This is a genomic window from Bradyrhizobium vignae (assembly GCF_004114425.1).
In the GTDB taxonomy this organism is placed as follows: Bacteria; Pseudomonadota; Alphaproteobacteria; order Rhizobiales; family Xanthobacteraceae; genus Bradyrhizobium; species Bradyrhizobium vignae.
In genome coordinates, this window is sequence record NZ_RDQF01000026.1 from 49,656 (window position 1) to 68,163 (window position 18,508).

Below are 18,508 nucleotides of genomic sequence, written 5' to 3' on the forward strand. Positions count from 1 at the left end.
GTTCGCGCTGCGCGCGCCCCGGAATGACGGTGGGCAAACATGATCTCGCCCATTCTCCCCGCTGAACTCAAGGCCGCCCTCGACGGCAAGCTCCAGGGCTTCTCGCGGACCGACGCCGCACAGCGATCGCAAAAGATCTCGACCGCCTATCGCGCCGGCGGCGGCTCCGGCACCATCAAATCGGAGGCCGATGCGCTCGCCTATGCGCTGGCGCGGATGCCGGCGACCTACGCGGCCGTGGCCGCCAGCCTGAATGCGCTGACCGAGATCGCGCCTGGCCTTGCGCCTGAAACGCTGCTCGACGTCGGCGCAGGTCCGGGCACCGCGAGCTGGGCCGCCGCGGAAGCCTTTCCGTCGCTGCGCGATTTCACGCTGCTCGACGCCAACGCCACGCTGAGCCGGCTCGCGCTGGAACTGGCGCGCAACAGCACGCGCCTCGCGGAGTGTCGCCATCTTCCCGGCGATGCCGGCGGCAACCTCGCCGAGGTCTCGCAAGCCGACCTCGTCGTCGCCAGCTACGTCATTGGCGAGCTCAACGAAGGCGACCAGCGCAAGCTTGCGGAAGCGATGTGGGCGAAAGCGCGCCATGCGTTGGTCGTGATCGAGCCCGGCACGCCCGCGGGCTATGCCCGCATCCTCGCGCTCCGGCAACAACTGATCTCGGCCGGAGCCCACGTCGCCGCCCCCTGCCCTCACGACAGACCCTGCCCGCTCATCCCGCCCGACTGGTGCCATTTCTCCCAACGCCTGCCGCGCTCCCAGGCGCATCGCCAGATCAAGGGCGCCGAGGTGCCGTTCGAGGACGAGCGCTTCATCTACGTCGCCCTGACACGCGCGCCGCCGGCGACGCGCGCCGCGCGCGTGCTGGCGCCGCCGGATGTCGGCAAGGCCGAGATCACGGCCAAGCTCTGCACCGAGGCTGGGGTCGCGCTGACGAAAGTCCCGCGGCGCGACAAGACGGCCTATGCCGACGCCCGGCGCTGGCGCTGGGGCGATGCGATCATGTCCGAAAGTTAATTCCGCCGGCCGTGCTTCCCTTGAACTCGGACGGTTCCTCGTCCGACCAAGCCTTACCTTCCCTCCATGCCGGGGCTCTCGCCCTGCGCCAATTTGGTCTACCCTAGCGCCTGCTTCTTCCCGCTTCAGGAGTTCTTCATGTCGACCGGCTGGATCGTTCTCGGCGTCATCGTCGTCCTCGTGCTGTTCGCCTTCAGCGCCTACAACCGCCTGGTGGCGCTGAGCCAGCGCGTCGGCCAGGCCTTTGCCGATATCGACGTGCAGCTCAAGCAGCGCCACGACCTGGTCCCGAACCTGGTCGAGACCGTGAAGGGCTATGCCTCGCACGAGCGCGGCACGCTCGACGATGTCATCAAGGCGCGCAATTCGGCGATGGCGGCGCAGGGACCGGCTCAGGTGTCCGCGGCGGAGAACCAGCTCTCCGGCGCACTCGGCCGGCTGATCGCGCTGTCGGAAGCCTATCCCGACCTCAAGGCCAATGCCAATTTCCAGCAGCTCGCATCCGAGCTCTCCGATCTCGAGAACAAGATCGCGGCCAGCCGTCGCTTCTTCAACAACGCGGTCCAGGAATACAACACCGGCATCCAGCAGATGCCCGCCGCCCTGTTCGCCGGCATGTTCGGCTTCACCAGGAAGGACTTCTTCGATCTCGGCACGAGCCGCACCGAGGTCGAGGCGGCGCCGCAGGTGAAGTTCTGATTGCAACATGACCCCTCACCTTCGTCGTTCCGGGGCGCGTCGAAGACGCGAACCCGGAACCTCGAGCGAGACACTAAGCTCTGGATTCCGGGTTCACGCCGTTGGCGTGTCCCGGAATGACGGAAGCCAACGGAAGCAGCCATGGCCGCGTATGGTCTCTACACGCACATCGCCTCGAACAAGTTTCGTTCGATGCTGCTGCTCGCCGGCCTGTTCGTGCTGGTCTATGTGCTGGTCTATGCCGGCGCGCTGGTCGCCGAGGTCGTCATCAACGGCAACGAGACTGTCGCCTATTATTTGAAACGCGCCTTCCACGACCTGATCGTCGCGGCGCCCGTTGCGACGATCGTGACGGCCGCCTGGGTCGTGATCGCCTATTTCTTCCACCAGTCGATGATCGACGCCGTGACCGGCGGCCACGACGTGACCCGGCAGGAACAGCCGCGGCTCTACAATCTGCTCGAAAACCTCTGCATCTCGCGCGGCATCACCATGCCGAAGCTGAAGATCATGGAGAGCCCGGCGCTGAACGCGTTCGCGACGGGCCTCAATCCGCGGCAATATTCGATCACCGTCACCACCGGTCTCCTCGATGCGCTGAACGACAAGGAGATCGAGGCGGTGCTGGGCCACGAGCTGACCCACATCAAGAACGGCGACGTGCAGCTCATGGTGGTCGCCGTCATCATCGCCGGTGCGGTCGGCTTCTTCGGCGAATTGTTCTTCCGCCTGTTCACGAGCTTCGACTGGAGCCCGAGCTCCGGCGGCTCATGGTCCTCGGGCTCCTCCTCGTCGTCGCGGTCGTCCTCGTCGTCGAGCGACAGCAAGAGCTCCGGCGGCGGCGCGATCATCGTCATCATCATCGCGGTCGTGCTGATCGTTCTGGCCTGGCTGCTGTCGCAGGTGGTGAAGCTCGCGCTATCGCGGTCGCGCGAATATCTCGCCGATGCCGGCTCGGTCGAGCTGACGAAAGACCCTGATGCCATGATCTCGGCGCTGCGCAAGATCGAGGGCCGCGGCGAACTGCCCGGCGCGACCTCGGCCGTGATGGAGCTCTGCGTCGACAATCCGCGCGAAGGCTTTGCCGATTTGTTCGCCACCCACCCTTCCGTGCAGTCCCGGGTCGATGCGCTGGTCAAGTTCGCCGGCGGCCGTGACCCTGGTCCCCTGCCAGGCCCCACTGAAGAGACTGATCAACCCGAGATGGAACAGCCCGGAGCGCAAGATACCCCACCGCCGCTGTCGCACGGGCCATGGGGCGATGCAGCCGCTCCGGCCAATCCGCCGCCCGTTCCCACACCAAGCCCCTCAGGCGTCCTTCCAGCCAATCCGATGGGACCATGGGGCCGCCACTGAGCCACGCGATCGGGCGCCGTTCGTGGCAGGTTTGACACCGATAGGGAAAAACCTCGGGAATTGCCGCAACAGGGGCGCAAGGAATTGAATTCTCCCTTGTTTCTGCCATGTTCGCGCCCAACAGCAGACCTGGGACGTCTTTTGGGACATCGATTTGGGGCCTGGCCGATTGCGACCTCGCGATCGGGGGCGCGTTAGGGGACAGCAATGGCAAAGCCGGCAGTGGTTGTGGTGGGCGCGGACAAGGGCGGGGTCGGCAAGACCACGGTGTCGCGTACCTTGCTCGATTATTTCTCAGCCAACAACGTGCCGACGCGCGCGTTCGACACGGAGTCTCCGCGCGGAACCCTGAAGCGCTTCCACCCCGACATCACCGAGATCGTCGACATGACGACCACGGCCGACCAGATGAAGATCTTCGACACGCTCAATACCGTGAGCCCGTCGGTGACCGTGATCGATGTCCGCGCCGGCCTGCTCTCGCCGGCGCTGGCCTCGCTGCGCGACATCGGGTTCCTCGACGCCGCCAAGGCCGGCCAGATCACCTTTGCCGTGTTCCACATCCTGGGACCCTCGATCGCCTCGCTGGAGGAGATCGCCGAGACCGCCGGCTTCATGGGCGGCGCAAAATATTTCCTGGTGAAGAACTTCATCAATGACACCCAGTTCTTCCAGTGGGACCAGGCGACTTACAATTCGTATTTCCACCGCATCAAGGACGCGACCGAGCTGACCATCCCCAAGCTCAACGAAATGGCCTATGAGCAGGTCGAGGTGTCTTCCGTCCCGTTCCTGAAATTCGTCGCCAACAAGGGCATCAACGACGATGCCGCCAACTATTCGTTCGTGCTGCGCGGCTATGTCCGGCACTGGCTGGCGAACGTCTGGAGCGAGTTCGACCGCATCCGCCTGACCGACATCGTCGGTTCGAAGCCGGTGACCCGCAACAGCGAAAAATAGTTGCGGCCATTGGGCGGATACGGCTGGATTGGGCGACGAGTTGGCTCAAATAATAGTCCATAATGCCCGCAACGCCCGTCTACATCATCTGCTCGCCCCGCCCGCAGGTCGGTAAGACCCTGCTGGCGCGGCTGCTCGCCGAATTCCTGCTGCTCAAGAACGGCAATGTCGCGGCCTTCGACGTCAACCTGAAGGAGCCGTCGCTGCTGGACTACCTGCCTGGCATCACCGAGACCGCCGACGTGACCGACACCTACGGCAAGATGCAGCTGATGGACCGCGTCATCGTCGATGACGGCCTCGCCAAGGTGATCGATCTCGGCTTCCATGCCTTCGACGAATTCTTCAAGATGACCGAGGAGATCGGCCTTCTGAAGGAAGCCGCACGCCGCCACGTCGCGCCGCAGATCCTGTTCGTCGCGGACACAGACCGCGTCTCGGCCCGCGCCCACGAGATGCTGCGCGGGCAGATCCCGCGGATGAATCTGATCACGGTCGACAACGAATATGTCGTGCGCGGCGAATTGCCGGCCGCGATGGAAGGCGGCCGGCTGTTCCGCTTACCGGCGCTGCCCGGCTTCCTCAAAACCTATATCGACCGGCTGACCTTCTCCTTCACCGGCTATCTGCGCCAGGAGAAGGACTCTTCCACCGAGCTGCACCAATGGACCCGGCGGAATTACATCGCCTTCCGGGAGCTCGAGCTCAGCCTGATCCTGCAACGATCGTAGGCTTCTTGGGCCGCCGACTTGGTGCCCATCTTTCCCGACCACGGTCGACCACGGGGAGAGGTGAACCGAGGCCGCAGCCAATGGCGTTATAAGACGGACTGTATTTCTTGTCCGCTCAATGCCCCTCGAACGTCATCAGCGTGCGCACCGGCACGTCCATGGCGCGCAGCTTGGTGGCGCCGCCGAGCTCGGGCAGGTCGATGATGAAGCAGGCGGCGACGACGTTGGCGCCGATCTGGCGCAGCAGCTTCACCGCGCCTTCGGCGGTGCCGCCGGTGGCGATGAGGTCGTCGACCAGGATCACGCGCTCGCCGGGCTGGATGGCGTCGACATGCATCTCCATCTCGTCGATGCCGTATTCGAGAGAATAGGCGATGCGCACGGTGGTGTGCGGCAGCTTGCCTTTCTTGCGGATCGGCACGAAGCCGGCCGAGAGCTGGTGCGCCACCGCCCCGCCGATGATGAAGCCGCGGGCTTCCATGCCGGCGACCTTGTCGATCTTGTTGCCGGCCCAGGGATTGACGAGCTCGTCCACGGCGCGGCGGAACGCGCGGGCATCCGCAAGCAGGGTCGTGATATCGCGGAACATGATCCCGGGCTTCGGATAGTCCGGGATGGTGCGGACGCTCGCCTTGATGTCGTGGTCAAAGGTCATGGTTATCTCGCTCTGGCTTCTCCACCGTCATTGCGAGCGAAGCGAAGCAATCCAGTTCTTCTCCGCGGCAGCAGTCTGGATTGCTTCGTCGCCAGCGCAAAATTGCTTCGCAATTTTGTCGCGGGCTCCTCGCAATGACGACACTCATTCAATTCGTCCCAGCATCCAGCCGGAACGCATTCTCGACAATACGCAAGCCCACCTCGTTGCCCAGCGACATCAGCGATTCCGGATGGAATTGCACGCCGGCGACCGGCAGGGTCTTGTGCTCGAGCGCCATGGCGACGCCGTCTTCGGTGCTGGCGGTGACGGACAACACCTCCGGCATGCTATCGCGCTCGACGAAGAGCGAGTGATAACGGCCGATGACGATCTCGTTCGGCAGGTTGCGCATCAGGCGCCCGCCGCGCACCTGGACCCGCGAGGGCCGGCCGTGGGCGGGATGGCTGAGTTGGCCGAGCTCGCCGCCGAAATATTCACCGATGGCCTGCACGCCGAGGCAGACGCCGAACACCGGCAGCTTCTGCTCCAGCGCCGCATCGATGGTCTTCTTGATCCCGAAGTCCTCAGGACGTCCGGGACCGGGCGAGAGCACCAGCAAATCCCACCTCTTCTGCTTGAGCATGTCGAGCGCATGCACATAGCGGACCACGGTGACGCTGGCGCCGACCTGGCGGAAATAGTCGGCGAGCATATGGACAAAGCTGTCGTCGTGATCGATCAGCAGCACCTGCTTGCCCGAACCGGTGGCATCGGGCGCGAAGGTCGACAGCGGCTTCGGCGGATCGCCGCGCAGCGCCTGGAACAGTGCAGCCGCCTTGACCTGGCACTCGCGGTCTTCCGCGGCGGGATCGGAGTCGAACAGGCAGGTGGCGCCGACGCGCACCTCTGCGAGGCCATCCTTCATGCGGATGGTGCGGATGGTGAGGCCGGTGTTGATGCTGCCGTCGAAATTCACCGCGCCGATTGCACCGGCATACCAACGCCGCGGCGAGCGTTCGTGATCCTCGACAAACTGCATTGCCCAGAGCTTCGGCGCGCCGGTCACGGTCACCGCCCAGGCATGGGTGAGGAAGGCGTCGAGCGCGTCGAAGCCGGGACGCAACATGCCTTCGACGTGATCGACGGTGTGAAAGAGCTTTGAGTAGGTCTCGATCTGGCGGCGCGCCAGCACCTTGATGGTGCCGGGCACGCAAACGCGTGCCTTGTCGTTGCGGTCGACGTCGGTGCACATGTTGAGCTCGAACTCGTCCTTCTCCGAGTTCAGGAGCTGGCGGATCTGCTCGGCATCGCCGATCGCATCGGTGCCGCGTGCGATCGTGCCCGAGATCGGGCAGGTCTCTACGCGGCGGCCGTCCGAGCGCACGAACATCTCGGGCGAAGCCGAGACGAGAAACTCGCCCTCGCCGAGATTCATCAGCGCGCCATAGGGCGACGGATTGATGACGCAGAGGCGCTGGAACACTTCGGCCGGCGAGCGGTCGCAGGGCTCGGCGAACAGCTGGCCCGGCACCGCCTCGAACAGATCGCCCCGCGCGAAGGCTGCGCGCGCGGTCTCGACGGTGGCCTGATATTCGCCGGGGGCGTGATCGGCAAAGCCCTGGCGCGGTGTCTTCAGATATGGGCTGTCGGCGGTCTCGCGCGGCAGGCCTTCCGTCGATTTGCCCTTCCAGGCGAAGTCGTAGGAGAGCACCACGCCACGGCCGGTGGCGCGGTCATAGGCAAGCAGGCGGTCGGGCACGTACAGCACGATGTCGCGCTGGTCGGCCTCGCGCGGGCGCTTCTGCACGAGGTCCTCGATCTGGAACACGAGGTCGTAGGCGAAGGCACCGAACAGGCCGAGCAGACCGTCATCATTGGCGGAGAAGGCAGCGACGAGGTCGCGCACCAGCGACATCACGCTGGCGCGGCGGGTGCGCTGGTCCTCCTCGACCGGGGCATCGCCGCGGATGATGTGACCGGCAAGGCGCGTCGCCGACTTCTCAGAGATCACCACGCAGGGCTCGCGCAGGACGTCGGCGAGGAAGGCGATCAGCACCTGCCCGCGTGCGTTCAGCGCTTCCAGCTTGAAATTGACCCCAGCGGTCTCGAGCCTGAGGGGTGGATCGGAGAAGCCGAGGTCAAAACTTTCGTAGCGGCCAGGCACGGTCGTGCCCGAGGACAGCACCACGCCGCGGCGGCGGTCGAGCAGGCTGACGAGATCGTCGAGCCTGTTGGCGCCGCCGGTGAATTGCTCGGCCACGCGCGTGATCGCAAGACCCGCGCGGGTCGCGTACTCACTTCTGGCCGGAAGGGCAAAGACGGTCCTGTTCATGTGATCCTCTTGGGGTCCTCTTACGAGACTTGCCGAGGGAACGCCACACAGGACAAACGATCAGGCCGCCGCGCTGTGCTGGCGACCTTCGACGATTTTGGGAAAAGAAATCGCACCGGCCACCTCGTCAGGAGGTGCGCCACCAAAGACGGGCTGGGCGGACGGCGGTGCTCATGGGGCGGATACTCACCATGGCGCGGGGGCGGCGTCAAGGGTGAGGCACGATGGAGCGCAGCGTAATCCGGGGCTCGCGCCCAATTGGAAAGTCCCCGGATTGCGCTGCGCTCCGTCCGCGCTACGAGCGATTACCCCAGATGCTTCCGGAAAAACTCCGTCGCCCGGCCCCAGGCGAGCTCGGCGGCTTCACGGTCGTGCACGGCCTGGCGCTGCTCGTTGACGAAGGCGTGCTCGGCATCATAGCGGAACAGCTCCAGTGACTTGCCGGCAGCCTTCATGGCCTTCTCGAAGCCGCTGACCAACTCCGGCGTGCACCAATCGTCCTTATTGGCGAAATGGGCCTGGAGCGGAATCTTGACGTCCGCAGGCTTGGCCGCCTGCTCCGGCGGAATGCCGTAGAACACGACGCCGGCCGCGAGCTCCGGGATCTTGGTCGCACCGATGATGGTCACGGCGCCGCCGAGGCAGAACCCGGTCAGCCCGACCTTGGCGCCATTGCGTGACAGATATTGCGTGGCACCGCGCACGGTTTGCGTGGTCGCGTCCATGAAGTCGAGCGAGTTCATCTCCTTGTTGGCGCTCTCCGTGTCGTGATAGGGCACCACCTTGCCCTTGTAGAGATCGGGCGCCAGCGCATCGAAACCCGCGAGCGCAAAGCGGTCGCACAGGCCCTTGATCTGGTCCGACAGGCCCCACCATTCCTGGATCACGACCACGCCCGGCGCATTGCCGCGCGCGGCATTGGCGAGATAGCCCGAGGCGTCCTTGCCGTCCGGGCGCTTGAAGGTGATGGTGGTTCCCATGGTGTCCTCCGGTGAGATTTGGGGGAGCGGTTGAGGTTATTGTGGCGGCTAGGCGGGCGCGACGCAATCCACACTCCCGTCATTCCGGAGCGGTGCGCAGCACCGAACCCGGAATCTCGAGATTCTCAGGTGCACAATCGCGCACCATAGTTCGCGCTTTCGCGCGCCCCGGAATGACGGCGAGTTGCGTCAACAAAAAAGCCCCCTGCGGGGGCTTTTTCATTCATCGAGTCTCGCGCCGCTCAGTGCGAGGCGGCCCAGACCTTCTTCTTGGTGAAGTACATCAGGCCCGCGAAGATGATCAGGAACACGAACACCTGGAAACCGAGGCGCTTGCGCGCTTCCATGTGCGGTTCGGCGGTCCACATCAGGAACGTGGTGACGTCCTTGGCGTACTGCGCGACCGTGGTCGGTGAGCCATCGTCATAGGTCACCTGGCCATCGCTGAGCGGCTTCGGCATCTTGATGGCATGGCCCGGGAAGTACTTGTTGTAGTACGAGCCCTCCGGGATGGTGACGCCCTCCGGCACCTTCTCCTCGAAGCCCTGAAGCACCGCCGCGACGTAGTCCGGGCCCTGCTCCTGGTACTGGGTGAAGAAGTCGAAGACGAACCAGGGGAAGCCGCGCTTATAGGAGCGCGCCTTGGTGATCAGGGACAGGTCGGGCGGCGCCGCACCGCCGTTCGCGGCACGCGCAGCCTGCTCGTTCGGGAACGGCGAGGGGAAATAGTCCGCCGGCCGGCCCGGACGCTCGAACATGTCGCCCGCATCGTTCGGACCGTCCTTGATCTTGTAGTCCGATGCGAAGGCCGTCGCCTGCGCCACCGAATAGCCGGGCCCGCCGGGCTCGGCGAGGTTGCGGAAGGCGACATAGGACAGGCCGTGGCAGCTGGCGCAGACCTCCTTATAGACCTTCAGGCCGCGCTGCAGCGCGCCGCGATCAAACTTACCGAAAGGGCCCGAGAACGACCATTTGTTGGCCGGCGGGTTGTCGCCGCCTTCAGACGCCTTCGCGCTGTCGATCGAGCCCGCGAACAATGATCCTGCGAGCGCGAGCACGATCGCGGTCGAGACCATCGGTGTCGATCGGCTGCCGGTCTTGGCGAGCACCGCATCAGAGATCGAGTTCGGCACCGGCCGCGGCTTCTCGATGCGCGCGAGCAGCGGCAGCACGATCAGGAAGTAGGCGAAGTAGCAGACCGTCAGGACCCGGCCGGCGACGACGTAGATGCCTTCCGGCGGCTGGGCGCCGAGATAGCCGAGCAGGATGCAGACCACGACGAAGATCCAGAAGAACTGCTTGGCGAGCGGACGGTACTTCGACGATCTGGTCCTGGCGCTGTCGAGCCAAGGCAGGAAGCACAGGATGATGATCGCCCCGAACATCGCGACGACGCCCGCGAGCTTGTTCGGGATCGAGCGCAGGATCGCGTAGAACGGCAGGTAATACCATTCCGGCACGATGTGCGGCGGCGTCACGCCCGGGTTCGCCGGAATGTAGTTGTCGGCGTCGCCGAGATAGTTCGGCATGTAGAAGATGAACCAGGCGTACAGCAGCATGAAGCAGGCGACGCCGAACATGTCCTTGATGGTCGCGTGCGGCGTGAACGGCACCGTGTCCTTTTCCGTCTTCGGCTCGACGCCGTCAGGATTGTTCTGGCCGGCGACGTGCAGCGCCCAGACGTGCAGCACGACCACGCCCGCGATCACGAACGGCAGGAGATAGTGCAGCGAGAAGAAGCGGTTCAGCGTCGGGTTGCCGACCGAATAGCCGCCCCACAGCAGCGTCACGATGCTCTCGCCGACATAGGGAATGGCGGAGAACAGGTTGGTGATGACGGTGGCGCCCCAGAAGCTCATCTGACCCCACGGCAGCACGTAGCCCATGAAGCCGGTCGCCATCATCAGGAGGTAGATGATGACGCCGAGGATCCACAACACTTCCCGCGGCTCCTTGTACGACCCGTAGTAAAGGCCGCGGAACATGTGGACGTAGACGGCGACGAAGAACATCGAGGCGCCAACCGCGTGCATGTTGCGCAGCAGCCAGCCGTAGTTCACGTCACGAACGATCAGCTCGACCGACTTGAAGGCGAGATCGGCTTGCGGCGTGTAGTGCATCGCCAGGACCACGCCGGTCAGGATCTGCATCGCCAGCATGAAGGAGAGGATGGCGCCGAAGGTCCACCAATAGTTCAGGTTGCGCGGGGTGGGATAGGCGACGAAGGAGGAGTGGATGAGACCAAAGATCGGCAGACGCCGCTCGATCCATTGCAGGGCCGGATTGCTCGGCTGGTAGTCGGATGGTCCGCTCATGATGCGATCCTGAGGAAATAAAACGACGAGACGGCGCGAAGCTTCGGACGATAGTCCGAGGCTCAGCCGATCTGGATTTTGGTATCGGAAACGAACTGGTACGGCGGGACCGGCAGGTTCGCGGGCGCAGGCCCCTGGCGGATGCGGCCGGACGAATCGTACTGCGAACCATGGCAGGGGCAGAAGAACCCGTCGTAATTGCCCTCGTGAGCGATCGGGATGCAGCCGAGATGGGTGCAGATGCCGATCACGACCAGCCACTGCTCGTGGCCGGACTTGACCCGGGCCTCGTCGGACTGCGGATCGGGCAGGCTCGCCACGTTGACGGCGCGCGCCTCGTCGATCTGCTTCTTGGTGCGGTGGCTGATGTAGATCGGCTTGCCGCGCCAGAACACCTTGATGTCCTGGCCTTCCGCAATCGGGCTGAGATCGACCTCGATCGGCGCGCCGGCGGCGATGGTCGAGGCATCAGGATTCATTTGGGAGATGAAGGGCCAGAGCGCAGCCGCGCCCCCTACTGCTGCAGCTGCCCCCGTTGCAACGAATAAGAAATCACGGCGTGTCGGATGGTCCGCCGAAGACGCTGTCGTCACGATTCCAACCCTTTCTTCTTATGCGACCGGTGGAACCGCTCCGGGGGGCGCCCATGAGGTCCCCGGAAAGGCTGCCGGCGCCCGCGGCCCCCCGCGGCGGCAGAACTTTGCTTGCTCACGCCCAAACGGGGAAAACAGCAGTCCAGAATCGTTCTATTGGCACCCTTGCCGGGCGAGCGCAAGCCCGCTATCGGCGCGGGAGCGTGCAATGCACGAATTCCCGGGGGTGCGATGTTTCATTGAGACATTTTGCGCCCGCAACCAGCCCGCCGCCGCCCATGCAGATAGCGCTTTTCCAGCCTGACATTCCCCAGAACACCGGCACGATTCTCAGGCTCTGCGCCTGCTTGGGGTTCGCCGCCCATATCATCGAGCCCGCCGGCTTCCCCTTCTCCGACCGCTTGTTCCGCCGGGCGGGAATGGATTACCTCGACCACGTCAGCGTGACCCGTCACGACTCCTGGTCGAAATTCGAGGACTGGCGCGCAGGCCAGGGCTCCCGGCTGCTGCTGTTCACGACCAAGGCCGCCACCGACTACCGCGATTTTCGTTACCAGAACTCGGACATCCTGCTATTCGGGCGCGAGAGCGCCGGCGTCACCGACGCGGTGGTCGAGGCCGCCGATGCGCGCCTGGTGATCCCGATCAAGGCGGGGCTGCGCTCGCTCAATGTGGCGATGGCAGCCGCCATGGCCGCAGGCGAGGCGCTGCGGCAGATCCGGAACGCCGAAGAAGGACTGAGGAGAGAGATTTGAGTTACGCGGTCAAGGAAATCTTCCTGACCCTGCAAGGCGAAGGCGCCCATGCCGGGCGCGCGTCCGTGTTCTGCCGTTTTGCCGGCTGCAACCTCTGGAGCGGCCGCGAGGCCGACCGCGGGGAAGCGACCTGCAAGTTCTGCGATACGGATTTCGTCGGAACCGATGGTACCCTCGGCGGCCGCTACGGCTCGGCTGCGGAACTCGCCGACACCATCGCCGCGCAATGGACGGCATCCGCCGCCAACCGCTACGTGGTTCTGACCGGCGGCGAGCCGCTGCTCCAGGTCGACGCCGCGCTGGTCGACGCGCTGCACGCGAGAGGTTTCGAGATCGGCGTCGAGACCAACGGCACGATCGCGGCTCCTGAGGGGCTCGACTGGATCTGCGTCAGCCCCAAGGGCGGCAGCGAGCTGGTCCTGCGGCGCGGCCACGAGCTGAAGCTGGTCTATCCCCAGGCGCTGGCGATGCCCGAAGCATTTGAGGACCTCGCCTTCGAACGCTTCTCGCTGCAGCCGATGGACGGGCCCGAGGTCGTCGAGAACACCGCGCGCGCGATCGACTATTGCTTGCGCCATCCGCAATGGCGGCTGAGCGTGCAGACGCACAAATCGCTCGGCATCAGATAGGACGCGACCGGCAAATGAATATGGACGCCTCGACAATCGAAGACCGCAAGGCCCGCGCCCGCGCCTGGTTCGAGCGCTTGCGCGACGACATCTGCGCGAGCTTCGAGCGGCTCGAGGATGACGCACCGCAAAGCCTCTATCCGGGCGAAGCCGGCCGCTTCAAGCGCACGCCCTGGCAGCGCACCGACCACTCTGGCGCGCCTGGCGGCGGCGGGGTGATGTCGATGATGCATGGCCGCCTGTTCGAGAAGGTCGGCGTGCACTGCTCGATGGTGCAAGGCGAATTCGCGCCCGAGTTTCGCGCCCAGATTCCGGGCGCCGCGGAGCATCCGAAATTCTGGGCCTCCGGCATCTCGCTGATCGCGCACATGCGCAATCCGAACGTGCCCGCGGTGCACATGAACACGCGCTTCGTCGTCACCACGAAAGCCTGGTTCGGCGGCGGCGCCGACCTCACGCCGGTGCTGGAGCGAAGGCGGACGCAGGACGATGCCGACAGCATCGCGTTCCACGCCGCGATGAAACAGGCCTGCAACCAGCACAGCGGCGTTGCCGAATACGACAAGTACAAGAAATGGTGCGACGAGTATTTCTACCTGCCGCACCGGAAAGAGGCGCGCGGCATCGGCGGCATCTTCTACGACTGGCACGACAGCGGCGACTGGGATGCCGACCTCGCCTTCACCCAGGACGTCGGCCGCGCCTTCCTGAAGATCTATCCCGAGATCGTGCGGCGCAATTTCGCGAGCGCCTGGACCGCGGCAGACCGCGAGGAGCAACTGATCCGGCGCGGCCGCTATGTCGAGTTCAACCTGCTCTACGACCGCGGCACCATCTTCGGACTCAAGACCGGCGGCAATGTGGACTCGATCCTGTCGTCGCTGCCGCCGGAGGTGAAGTGGCCGTGACCGCGATGAAGCCCGCCGCAAAGCCGCTCCCGCGCGCCATGCTGATCGACATGGACGACACCATCCTGTCGGCCTATGGCCGGCCCGAGATCGCCTGGAACACGATCACGGCCGAGTTCGCCGAGGAACTGGCGCCGCTGCCGCCGCCGATGGTCGCAACGGCCGTGCTCGCGTTCGCGCGAAACTTCTGGGCCAATGCGGAGCCGGCGTGGCGAATGAAGCTCGCCGAGGCCCGTCACCTCACGGTCAAGGGCGGTTTTGCCGCGCTCGCGGCCGCCGGCCATCGCGCCCTGCCCGATGATCTCGCCATTCGCCTCGCGGACCGCTTCACCGCCTATCGCGAGGAGGAGATGTTCGTCTTCCCCGGCGCGCATGAGGCGATCGACCAGTTCAAGGCGCTCGGCATCAAGCTCGCACTGGTCACCAACGGCGCCGCGGACATGCAGCGCGCCAAGGTCGAGCGCTTCGAGCTGGCGCACCGCTTCCATCACATCCAGATCGAAGGCGAGCACGGCTTCGGCAAGCCCGAGGAGCGCGCCTATCTGCACGCGATGGAGGCGCTCGGCGTCACCGCTGAGGATACCTGGATGATCGGCGACAATCTGGAATGGGAGGTCGTGACGCCGCAGCGCCTCGGCATCTATTCGATCTGGATGGACGTGCATGGCGACGGCCTGCCCGAGGGATCGACGGTCAAGCCCGACCGCATCATCCGCTCGCTGACTGAGCTCGTGCCGGACCAGCTGTAACGGGGCACGACAACAAAAACTGCGAAAACAACCCCATGCACAGTAGGGCGCTGCTGCAAAATCAAAGGCTTACGGATTTTACGAATCGCCTTTGACCCGTCGGGCAAAACAGGGGCATAATGCCATCGTCGCAATGCATGCGATGGGCAGGGCTTCCGCGCGAGCTGCGCCCGTTCGCCAAAGCGGATGAGTTTTGGTTGAATCGATGCGCGCTCGGGACTCGGGGTCACCTCTCCCGCAGGGTCCCGCAGGGAGAGGTGCCGCGCGGCACCGGCGCGCTTTGCCGGCATGCGCCTCGCGTGATCGGCGTGTCATGACCGCCTGCTAGCCTCCCCCGCGTCGATCAACCCGAAAGGACAATCCATGGATCTGAAAGCCGGCGATGTCGTGATGCTGAAATCCGGCGGCCAGCCGCTGACCGTCGCGGAGGTGAAGGAAAACGAGGCGCTCTGCCTCTGGATGGGCATGGAAGGCGACCTGTTCCGCGAGACGCTGCCGCTCGCCGTGCTGATGCAGGTCGAGGAAGATGAGGAAGAGGACGACGAAGACGAGAATGAGGACGAGGAGTAGGCGCATCCACGTCGGGCCGGAGCTTTCCGCTCCGGTGCTCCCGATGTCCGCTTTTGCCAATAGCGGACATCGCTGGATGTCGTGCAGCGGCCAGGAGGGGGAACGGCTTCTCAATTAACTTCAATTCCTGCCGAGCGGATGACGCGGGCGTACTTCTCAGTCTCTTGGGCGATGAACTCGGAGAATTGTGTGGATGAACCGAGGATGCTCGTTCCCCCGAGTTCTGCAATCCTGGTCTTCATGGCGGCGTTCTCGAGCGCGGCGTTAACCTCCCGGTTGAGCCTTTCGACAATGTCTGTCGGCGTCATTCTGGGAGCACCTATGCCGAACCATGAACCGGCCTCGTAGCCAGGGACAGTCTCGGCGGCACTTGGCACGTCGGGCAGACTCGCAGACCTGTTCGAAGTTGTCACCGCAATCGGAATGAGCTCGCCTCGCCTGATGTGCGCAATCGACGAGGGCATGGGGTCGAACATTGCGTCAATGCTTCCTGCCAACAGTGCGGCGACCGCGGGCGTTGAACCGAGATATGGCACCAGCGCAACATCGATGCCGGTCATCGTCCTGAACAGTTCGATGCCGATGTGCTGAGGCGTACCGTGACCCGCGAATCCGATCTTGAGCTTTCCCGGGTTGGCCTTGGCGTGGGCGATAAATTCCGTGACCGTCCGGACTGGAACTGAGGGATGCACCTCGATCACCAGCGGGACCCGATACAAGAACGCAACGGGCGCGATATCACGGGCGAAATCGAAATCGAGCCCTTTGAAAAGGGTCGAGTTGATAGTGTTCACCGGTCCACAAACGAGAAGCGTGTGACCGTCAGGGTCTGACTTGACCACCGATCTCGTCGCCACATTCCCGCTCTGCCCCGGCTGGTTTTCGATGACGAACTCCTGACCGAGTCTCTCGGAAAGCCATGGGGCGATCAAGCGACCGGCGATGTCGACCGGCCCTCCGGCGGGAAATCCGACAACAAGCCGTACGCTTCGCGCCGGGTAGCCTTCGGCCAAGGCGATCCGAGGCAGAACTGATGTCCCTATCGTCGCCAACGCGGCGTTCACAAAATCGCGCCTGCGCAGTTGCATGTCGCCCTCCTTGCTGCCGGCCGTACAACTAACGTTTGGACCATCATTCCGCTATGATATGCTTAGGCCGATCTTGATACTTTCAGGGTATGCTGTGGACCTACGTCGCCTCAGATATTTCGTTGCGGTTGCCGAGGAAGGACATATCACCCGCGCAGCGGAGCGCCTTGATATCCAGCAGCCGCCTCTCAGCCGACAGATCAGCCTGATGGAACGAGATCTGGGCGTTCAACTCTTCCGTCGCACGCCTCGCGGCGTCGAAATGACCGTCGCGGGTCAAGTCCTGTTAGCGAAGCCAAGGCGGTCCTTGCACAGTTCGATCGCGCGATTGATGCGACCCGGCGTGCGGCACGCGGCGAACAGGGCACTCTGTGTATCGGAATTGCGCCAACAGCGCCCTTTAACCCGTTCGTTCCAGACTCGATTCGATGCTTCAGGGAAGCCAATCCGCGGGTCTGCCTCGTGTTGCATGAGGGGCTGAGCAATGACATCGTTGCGCAATTCAACAACGACCAGATGGACGTTGCCTTCGTGCGCGCGCCCCAGATCCATGCAGACGGAGTCATCGTCGCCCCTCTTCAAGAGGAGCCTTTGGTCGTCGCCTTACCAAGCCATCACCGCGCGGCAAGAACCAAATCCAAGGCAGTTTCCCTGAAGAGCCTTGCAAACGAACAGTTCATCATGATCGGGCCGGCCGGAACCGGTTTGCACGACGAGACGATCGCAGCTTGCCATAGAGCTGCATTTGCACCTCGTCTTGGCCAGCCGGCCCCCAGAATCACATCGGCACTCGGCCTGGTAGCGGCCGGACTGGGCATCGCGCTGGTGCCTTCAACGATGCAGAGCGCGCGCATGAAAGGGGTCGCTTATCTTCCTCTTGCAGATGCCTCGGCAAAGGCCTTTCTTGGTTTGGCCTGGCGGCGAGACGATCCGTCGCCGGTCCTCAAGAAATTCTTGAGCCTGGTTCGGGCGATGGCAAAGAAAAGGCCCAGGATCTGACGTCCCGGAACTCCCGAGGTCGCGGAGTGATCATTTCAGATCATCTGGATCGTTGCTCTCCAGTTTCTTCCGAAGAGCCGTGACCACACGATGAACGGCTTGCAGATCCTTGATCGCGAGCCCTTCCGAAAGGCCGTTGATCCAAGGCGCCTGCAAAGCCATGGCGGCATCGAAAGCGCGCCGTCCCTTCTCGGTCAAGACGACAAGTTGAGCACGCCGATGGTGCGGGTTGGCCTCGAACGCCACAAGCCCTTCCGCGTGCAGGTCGTTGACGATCCGCTGCACGTTCTGGCGATTGGCACCGAGATCGCGGGCCAGCCATGCGACCGGCTGGGATCGCTCGGCATGAACAATTGCGCCGAGAATTTGCCAGCGCGCGCTCGTCAGCCCAAGCCGCGCCACCAAGCGGTCGCCTGCGGTCAAGAGCAGACTGTTGAGCCGGAACAGGTCGAGCATGAGGCCGGTCAAAGCATCGCCGGCCGGCGTTCGTTGGGATTTCAGCATCTGTCACCATAAAGTTATATTGACATCATTATGTCAATTTAGTATTTGACGTATCGTACCATATTGACATCATGCAACCAAATATCGGAGGTTTCATGCCATTCCTGCGTCCTCTCGACCCCACCTTTCCGATCGATCGCCAACTCGGCATCGACGCCGGTCCCGTTGTGCTGGTGAATGTCTTCACGCTCGACAATGCCGACGAGCAGAGCTTCCTCCAGGTCTGGCAGGACGATGCTGCCTTCATGAAGCGGCAGCCCGGCTTCATCTCCACCCAGCTTCACCGCGCGATCGGCGATCGCCCGACCTACCTGAACTATGCCGTCTGGGAATCGAGCGCCCATTTCCGCGCCGCGTTCACGCACCCTGAGTTCAGATCGAAGATCTCGGCGTATCCCTCTTCCGCCGTCGCTTCCCCTCACCTGTTCCAAAAGGTCGCGGTGCCCGACATCTGCGTCGCGTGATCGCCCGGCACGAGCTGGAGTTGGACAATGGCCAAGATTCTTCATCCGATAGCCGGCGCGACGGCACTGGTGACGATTGCAACGTTCTGAATCTCCGCGGTTCTCACTGAAGTGCTTGCGTCACACGCGAGCGTAATGCCGTTGGGCTTCCCGCTATTGGTCCCGGCGCTGGCGGTGACGCGAGGCTCGGGGTCCTTCCTCGCCAATGAATGGCGCGCCGCG

At 63.9% G+C, this 18,508-nt stretch carries 20 protein-coding genes and 1 pseudogene; 13 read left to right on the plus strand and 8 right to left on the minus strand.

Annotation, left to right across the window (positions count from 1 at the left end; all coding sequences use genetic code 11):
- Nucleotides 1–39 precede the first annotated feature (39 nt).
- The 5 genes from EAV90_RS22005 (at nucleotide 40) to EAV90_RS22025 (ending at nucleotide 4,763) form a co-directional block, all read left to right on the plus strand.
- A complete protein-coding gene (locus EAV90_RS22005; protein WP_122404821.1) occupies nucleotides 40–1,017 on the plus strand; it encodes a small ribosomal subunit Rsm22 family protein in 978 nt (325 codons plus the stop codon).
- A gap of 138 nt (nucleotides 1,018–1,155) precedes the next feature.
- On the plus strand, nucleotides 1,156–1,716 hold the full coding sequence (locus tag EAV90_RS22010; protein WP_122406825.1) for a LemA family protein: 561 nt from the start codon (nucleotides 1,156–1,158) through the stop codon (nucleotides 1,714–1,716).
- Nucleotides 1,717–1,857: 141 nt separating this feature from the next.
- Nucleotides 1,858–3,072, plus strand: a complete 1,215-nt coding sequence (locus tag EAV90_RS22015; protein WP_122404822.1) for a M48 family metallopeptidase — start codon at nucleotides 1,858–1,860, stop codon at nucleotides 3,070–3,072.
- A gap of 207 nt (nucleotides 3,073–3,279) precedes the next feature.
- The gene (locus tag EAV90_RS22020; protein ID WP_122404823.1) at nucleotides 3,280–4,032 is read left to right on the plus strand and encodes a P-loop NTPase family protein; all 753 of its coding nucleotides are present in this window, start codon (nucleotides 3,280–3,282) and stop codon (nucleotides 4,030–4,032) included.
- A gap of 62 nt (nucleotides 4,033–4,094) precedes the next feature.
- Nucleotides 4,095–4,763 carry a hypothetical protein gene (locus EAV90_RS22025; protein ID WP_162500405.1) on the plus strand — a complete coding sequence of 223 codons (669 nt, stop codon included), beginning with the start codon at nucleotides 4,095–4,097 and terminating at the stop codon, nucleotides 4,761–4,763.
- A gap of 115 nt (nucleotides 4,764–4,878) precedes the next feature.
- On the opposite strand, the gene EAV90_RS22030 is transcribed toward EAV90_RS22025, so the two are convergent.
- The 6 genes from EAV90_RS22030 to petA form a co-directional block, all read right to left on the minus strand.
- Nucleotides 4,879–5,418: an adenine phosphoribosyltransferase gene (locus EAV90_RS22030; RefSeq protein WP_122404825.1), complete on the minus strand. Its 540-nt coding sequence runs from the start codon at nucleotides 5,416–5,418 to the stop codon at nucleotides 4,879–4,881.
- A gap of 148 nt (nucleotides 5,419–5,566) precedes the next feature.
- Nucleotides 5,567–7,732, minus strand: coding sequence for an anthranilate synthase component I (locus EAV90_RS22035; protein ID WP_122404826.1), 2,166 nt, complete (start codon nucleotides 7,730–7,732; stop codon nucleotides 5,567–5,569).
- A 305-nt stretch (nucleotides 7,733–8,037) separates the two neighbouring features.
- Entirely contained in the window at nucleotides 8,038–8,712 is a 675-nt protein-coding gene (locus EAV90_RS22040) for a dienelactone hydrolase family protein (RefSeq protein ID WP_122404827.1), read from the minus strand.
- A 79-nt stretch (nucleotides 8,713–8,791) separates the two neighbouring features.
- A complete protein-coding gene (locus EAV90_RS40185) occupies nucleotides 8,792–8,935 on the minus strand; it encodes a hypothetical protein (protein ID WP_160118872.1) in 144 nt (47 codons plus the stop codon).
- A 19-nt stretch (nucleotides 8,936–8,954) separates the two neighbouring features.
- Nucleotides 8,955–11,027: a cytochrome b/c1 gene (fbcH, locus tag EAV90_RS22045; protein WP_122404828.1), complete on the minus strand. Its 2,073-nt coding sequence runs from the start codon at nucleotides 11,025–11,027 to the stop codon at nucleotides 8,955–8,957.
- Between the two features lie 62 nt (nucleotides 11,028–11,089).
- On the minus strand, nucleotides 11,090–11,620 hold the full coding sequence (petA, locus tag EAV90_RS22050; RefSeq protein ID WP_011085272.1) for a ubiquinol-cytochrome c reductase iron-sulfur subunit: 531 nt from the start codon (nucleotides 11,618–11,620) through the stop codon (nucleotides 11,090–11,092).
- Between the two features lie 278 nt (nucleotides 11,621–11,898).
- Here petA and EAV90_RS22055 point away from each other — a divergent pair, with 278 nt between their 5' ends.
- The 5 genes from EAV90_RS22055 to EAV90_RS22075 all read left to right on the plus strand — a co-directional run bounded on the left by EAV90_RS22055 (nucleotide 11,899) and on the right by EAV90_RS22075 (nucleotide 15,231).
- On the plus strand, nucleotides 11,899–12,375 hold the full coding sequence (locus EAV90_RS22055) for a tRNA (cytidine(34)-2'-O)-methyltransferase (RefSeq protein WP_122404829.1): 477 nt from the start codon (nucleotides 11,899–11,901) through the stop codon (nucleotides 12,373–12,375).
- Nucleotides 12,372–13,004: a 7-carboxy-7-deazaguanine synthase gene (gene queE, locus EAV90_RS22060; protein ID WP_122404830.1), complete on the plus strand. Its 633-nt coding sequence runs from the start codon at nucleotides 12,372–12,374 to the stop codon at nucleotides 13,002–13,004. Before EAV90_RS22055 ends, queE begins: the two co-directional genes overlap by 4 nt.
- Nucleotides 13,005–13,024: 20 nt before the next feature.
- Nucleotides 13,025–13,912, plus strand: coding sequence for an oxygen-dependent coproporphyrinogen oxidase (hemF, locus tag EAV90_RS22065; RefSeq protein ID WP_164937055.1), 888 nt, complete (start codon nucleotides 13,025–13,027; stop codon nucleotides 13,910–13,912).
- 5 nt (nucleotides 13,913–13,917) lie between these two features.
- A complete protein-coding gene (locus EAV90_RS22070; RefSeq protein ID WP_174221643.1) occupies nucleotides 13,918–14,661 on the plus strand; it encodes an HAD family hydrolase in 744 nt (247 codons plus the stop codon).
- 363 nt (nucleotides 14,662–15,024) lie between these two features.
- Nucleotides 15,025–15,231 carry a DUF2158 domain-containing protein gene (locus EAV90_RS22075; protein WP_122404833.1) on the plus strand — a complete coding sequence of 69 codons (207 nt, stop codon included), beginning with the start codon at nucleotides 15,025–15,027 and terminating at the stop codon, nucleotides 15,229–15,231.
- Nucleotides 15,232–15,341: 110 nt separating this feature from the next.
- Here the strand turns inward: EAV90_RS22075 and EAV90_RS22080 are convergent, their stop codons facing one another.
- Nucleotides 15,342–16,319 carry a Bug family tripartite tricarboxylate transporter substrate binding protein gene (locus tag EAV90_RS22080; protein WP_122404834.1) on the minus strand — a complete coding sequence of 326 codons (978 nt, stop codon included), beginning with the start codon at nucleotides 16,317–16,319 and terminating at the stop codon, nucleotides 15,342–15,344.
- Nucleotides 16,320–16,377: 58 nt separating this feature from the next.
- Here EAV90_RS22080 and EAV90_RS41745 point away from each other — a divergent pair.
- Both EAV90_RS41745 and EAV90_RS40195 read left to right on the plus strand, forming a co-directional pair.
- Nucleotides 16,378–16,539, plus strand: a pseudogene (locus EAV90_RS41745) (helix-turn-helix domain-containing protein); the annotation flags it as partial.
- 107 nt (nucleotides 16,540–16,646) lie between these two features.
- The gene (locus EAV90_RS40195; RefSeq protein WP_283810499.1) at nucleotides 16,647–17,318 is read left to right on the plus strand and encodes a LysR substrate-binding domain-containing protein; all 672 of its coding nucleotides are present in this window, start codon (nucleotides 16,647–16,649) and stop codon (nucleotides 17,316–17,318) included.
- A 30-nt stretch (nucleotides 17,319–17,348) separates the two neighbouring features.
- On the opposite strand, the gene EAV90_RS22090 is transcribed toward EAV90_RS40195, so the two are convergent.
- Nucleotides 17,349–17,822 carry a MarR family winged helix-turn-helix transcriptional regulator gene (locus EAV90_RS22090; RefSeq protein WP_122404835.1) on the minus strand — a complete coding sequence of 158 codons (474 nt, stop codon included), beginning with the start codon at nucleotides 17,820–17,822 and terminating at the stop codon, nucleotides 17,349–17,351.
- 95 nt (nucleotides 17,823–17,917) lie between these two features.
- Between EAV90_RS22090 and EAV90_RS22095 the strand changes: the two genes are divergently transcribed.
- A complete protein-coding gene (locus EAV90_RS22095; RefSeq protein ID WP_122404836.1) occupies nucleotides 17,918–18,286 on the plus strand; it encodes an antibiotic biosynthesis monooxygenase family protein in 369 nt (122 codons plus the stop codon).
- Nucleotides 18,287–18,508 lie beyond the last annotated feature (222 nt).

What these genes read in the sequence shown, in the direction of transcription:
- EAV90_RS22005 (WP_122404821.1), top strand. Translation starts at nt 40, where the DNA reads ATGATCTCGCCCATTCTCCCCGCTGAACTCAAGGCCGCCCTCGACGGC.
- EAV90_RS22010 (WP_122406825.1), top strand. Translation starts at nt 1,156, where the DNA reads ATGTCGACCGGCTGGATCGTTCTCGGCGTCATCGTCGTCCTCGTGCTG.
- EAV90_RS22015 (WP_122404822.1), top strand. Translation starts at nt 1,858, where the DNA reads ATGGCCGCGTATGGTCTCTACACGCACATCGCCTCGAACAAGTTTCGT.
- EAV90_RS22020 (WP_122404823.1), top strand. Translation starts at nt 3,280, where the DNA reads ATGGCAAAGCCGGCAGTGGTTGTGGTGGGCGCGGACAAGGGCGGGGTC.
- EAV90_RS22025 (WP_162500405.1), top strand. Translation starts at nt 4,095, where the DNA reads ATGCCCGCAACGCCCGTCTACATCATCTGCTCGCCCCGCCCGCAGGTC.
- EAV90_RS22030 (WP_122404825.1), bottom strand. Translation starts at nt 5,418, where the DNA reads ATGACCTTTGACCACGACATCAAGGCGAGCGTCCGCACCATCCCGGAC.
- EAV90_RS22035 (WP_122404826.1), bottom strand. Translation starts at nt 7,732, where the DNA reads ATGAACAGGACCGTCTTTGCCCTTCCGGCCAGAAGTGAGTACGCGACC.
- EAV90_RS22040 (WP_122404827.1), bottom strand. Translation starts at nt 8,712, where the DNA reads ATGGGAACCACCATCACCTTCAAGCGCCCGGACGGCAAGGACGCCTCG.
- EAV90_RS40185 (WP_160118872.1), bottom strand. Translation starts at nt 8,935, where the DNA reads ATGAAAAAGCCCCCGCAGGGGGCTTTTTTGTTGACGCAACTCGCCGTC.
- fbcH (WP_122404828.1), bottom strand. Translation starts at nt 11,027, where the DNA reads ATGAGCGGACCATCCGACTACCAGCCGAGCAATCCGGCCCTGCAATGG.
- EAV90_RS22055 (WP_122404829.1), top strand. Translation starts at nt 11,899, where the DNA reads ATGCAGATAGCGCTTTTCCAGCCTGACATTCCCCAGAACACCGGCACG.
- hemF (WP_164937055.1), top strand. Translation starts at nt 13,025, where the DNA reads ATGGACGCCTCGACAATCGAAGACCGCAAGGCCCGCGCCCGCGCCTGG.
- EAV90_RS22070 (WP_174221643.1), top strand. Translation starts at nt 13,918, where the DNA reads ATGAAGCCCGCCGCAAAGCCGCTCCCGCGCGCCATGCTGATCGACATG.
- EAV90_RS22075 (WP_122404833.1), top strand. Translation starts at nt 15,025, where the DNA reads ATGGATCTGAAAGCCGGCGATGTCGTGATGCTGAAATCCGGCGGCCAG.
- EAV90_RS22080 (WP_122404834.1), bottom strand. Translation starts at nt 16,319, where the DNA reads ATGCAACTGCGCAGGCGCGATTTTGTGAACGCCGCGTTGGCGACGATA.
- EAV90_RS22090 (WP_122404835.1), bottom strand. Translation starts at nt 17,822, where the DNA reads ATGCTGAAATCCCAACGAACGCCGGCCGGCGATGCTTTGACCGGCCTC.
- EAV90_RS22095 (WP_122404836.1), top strand. Translation starts at nt 17,918, where the DNA reads ATGCCATTCCTGCGTCCTCTCGACCCCACCTTTCCGATCGATCGCCAA.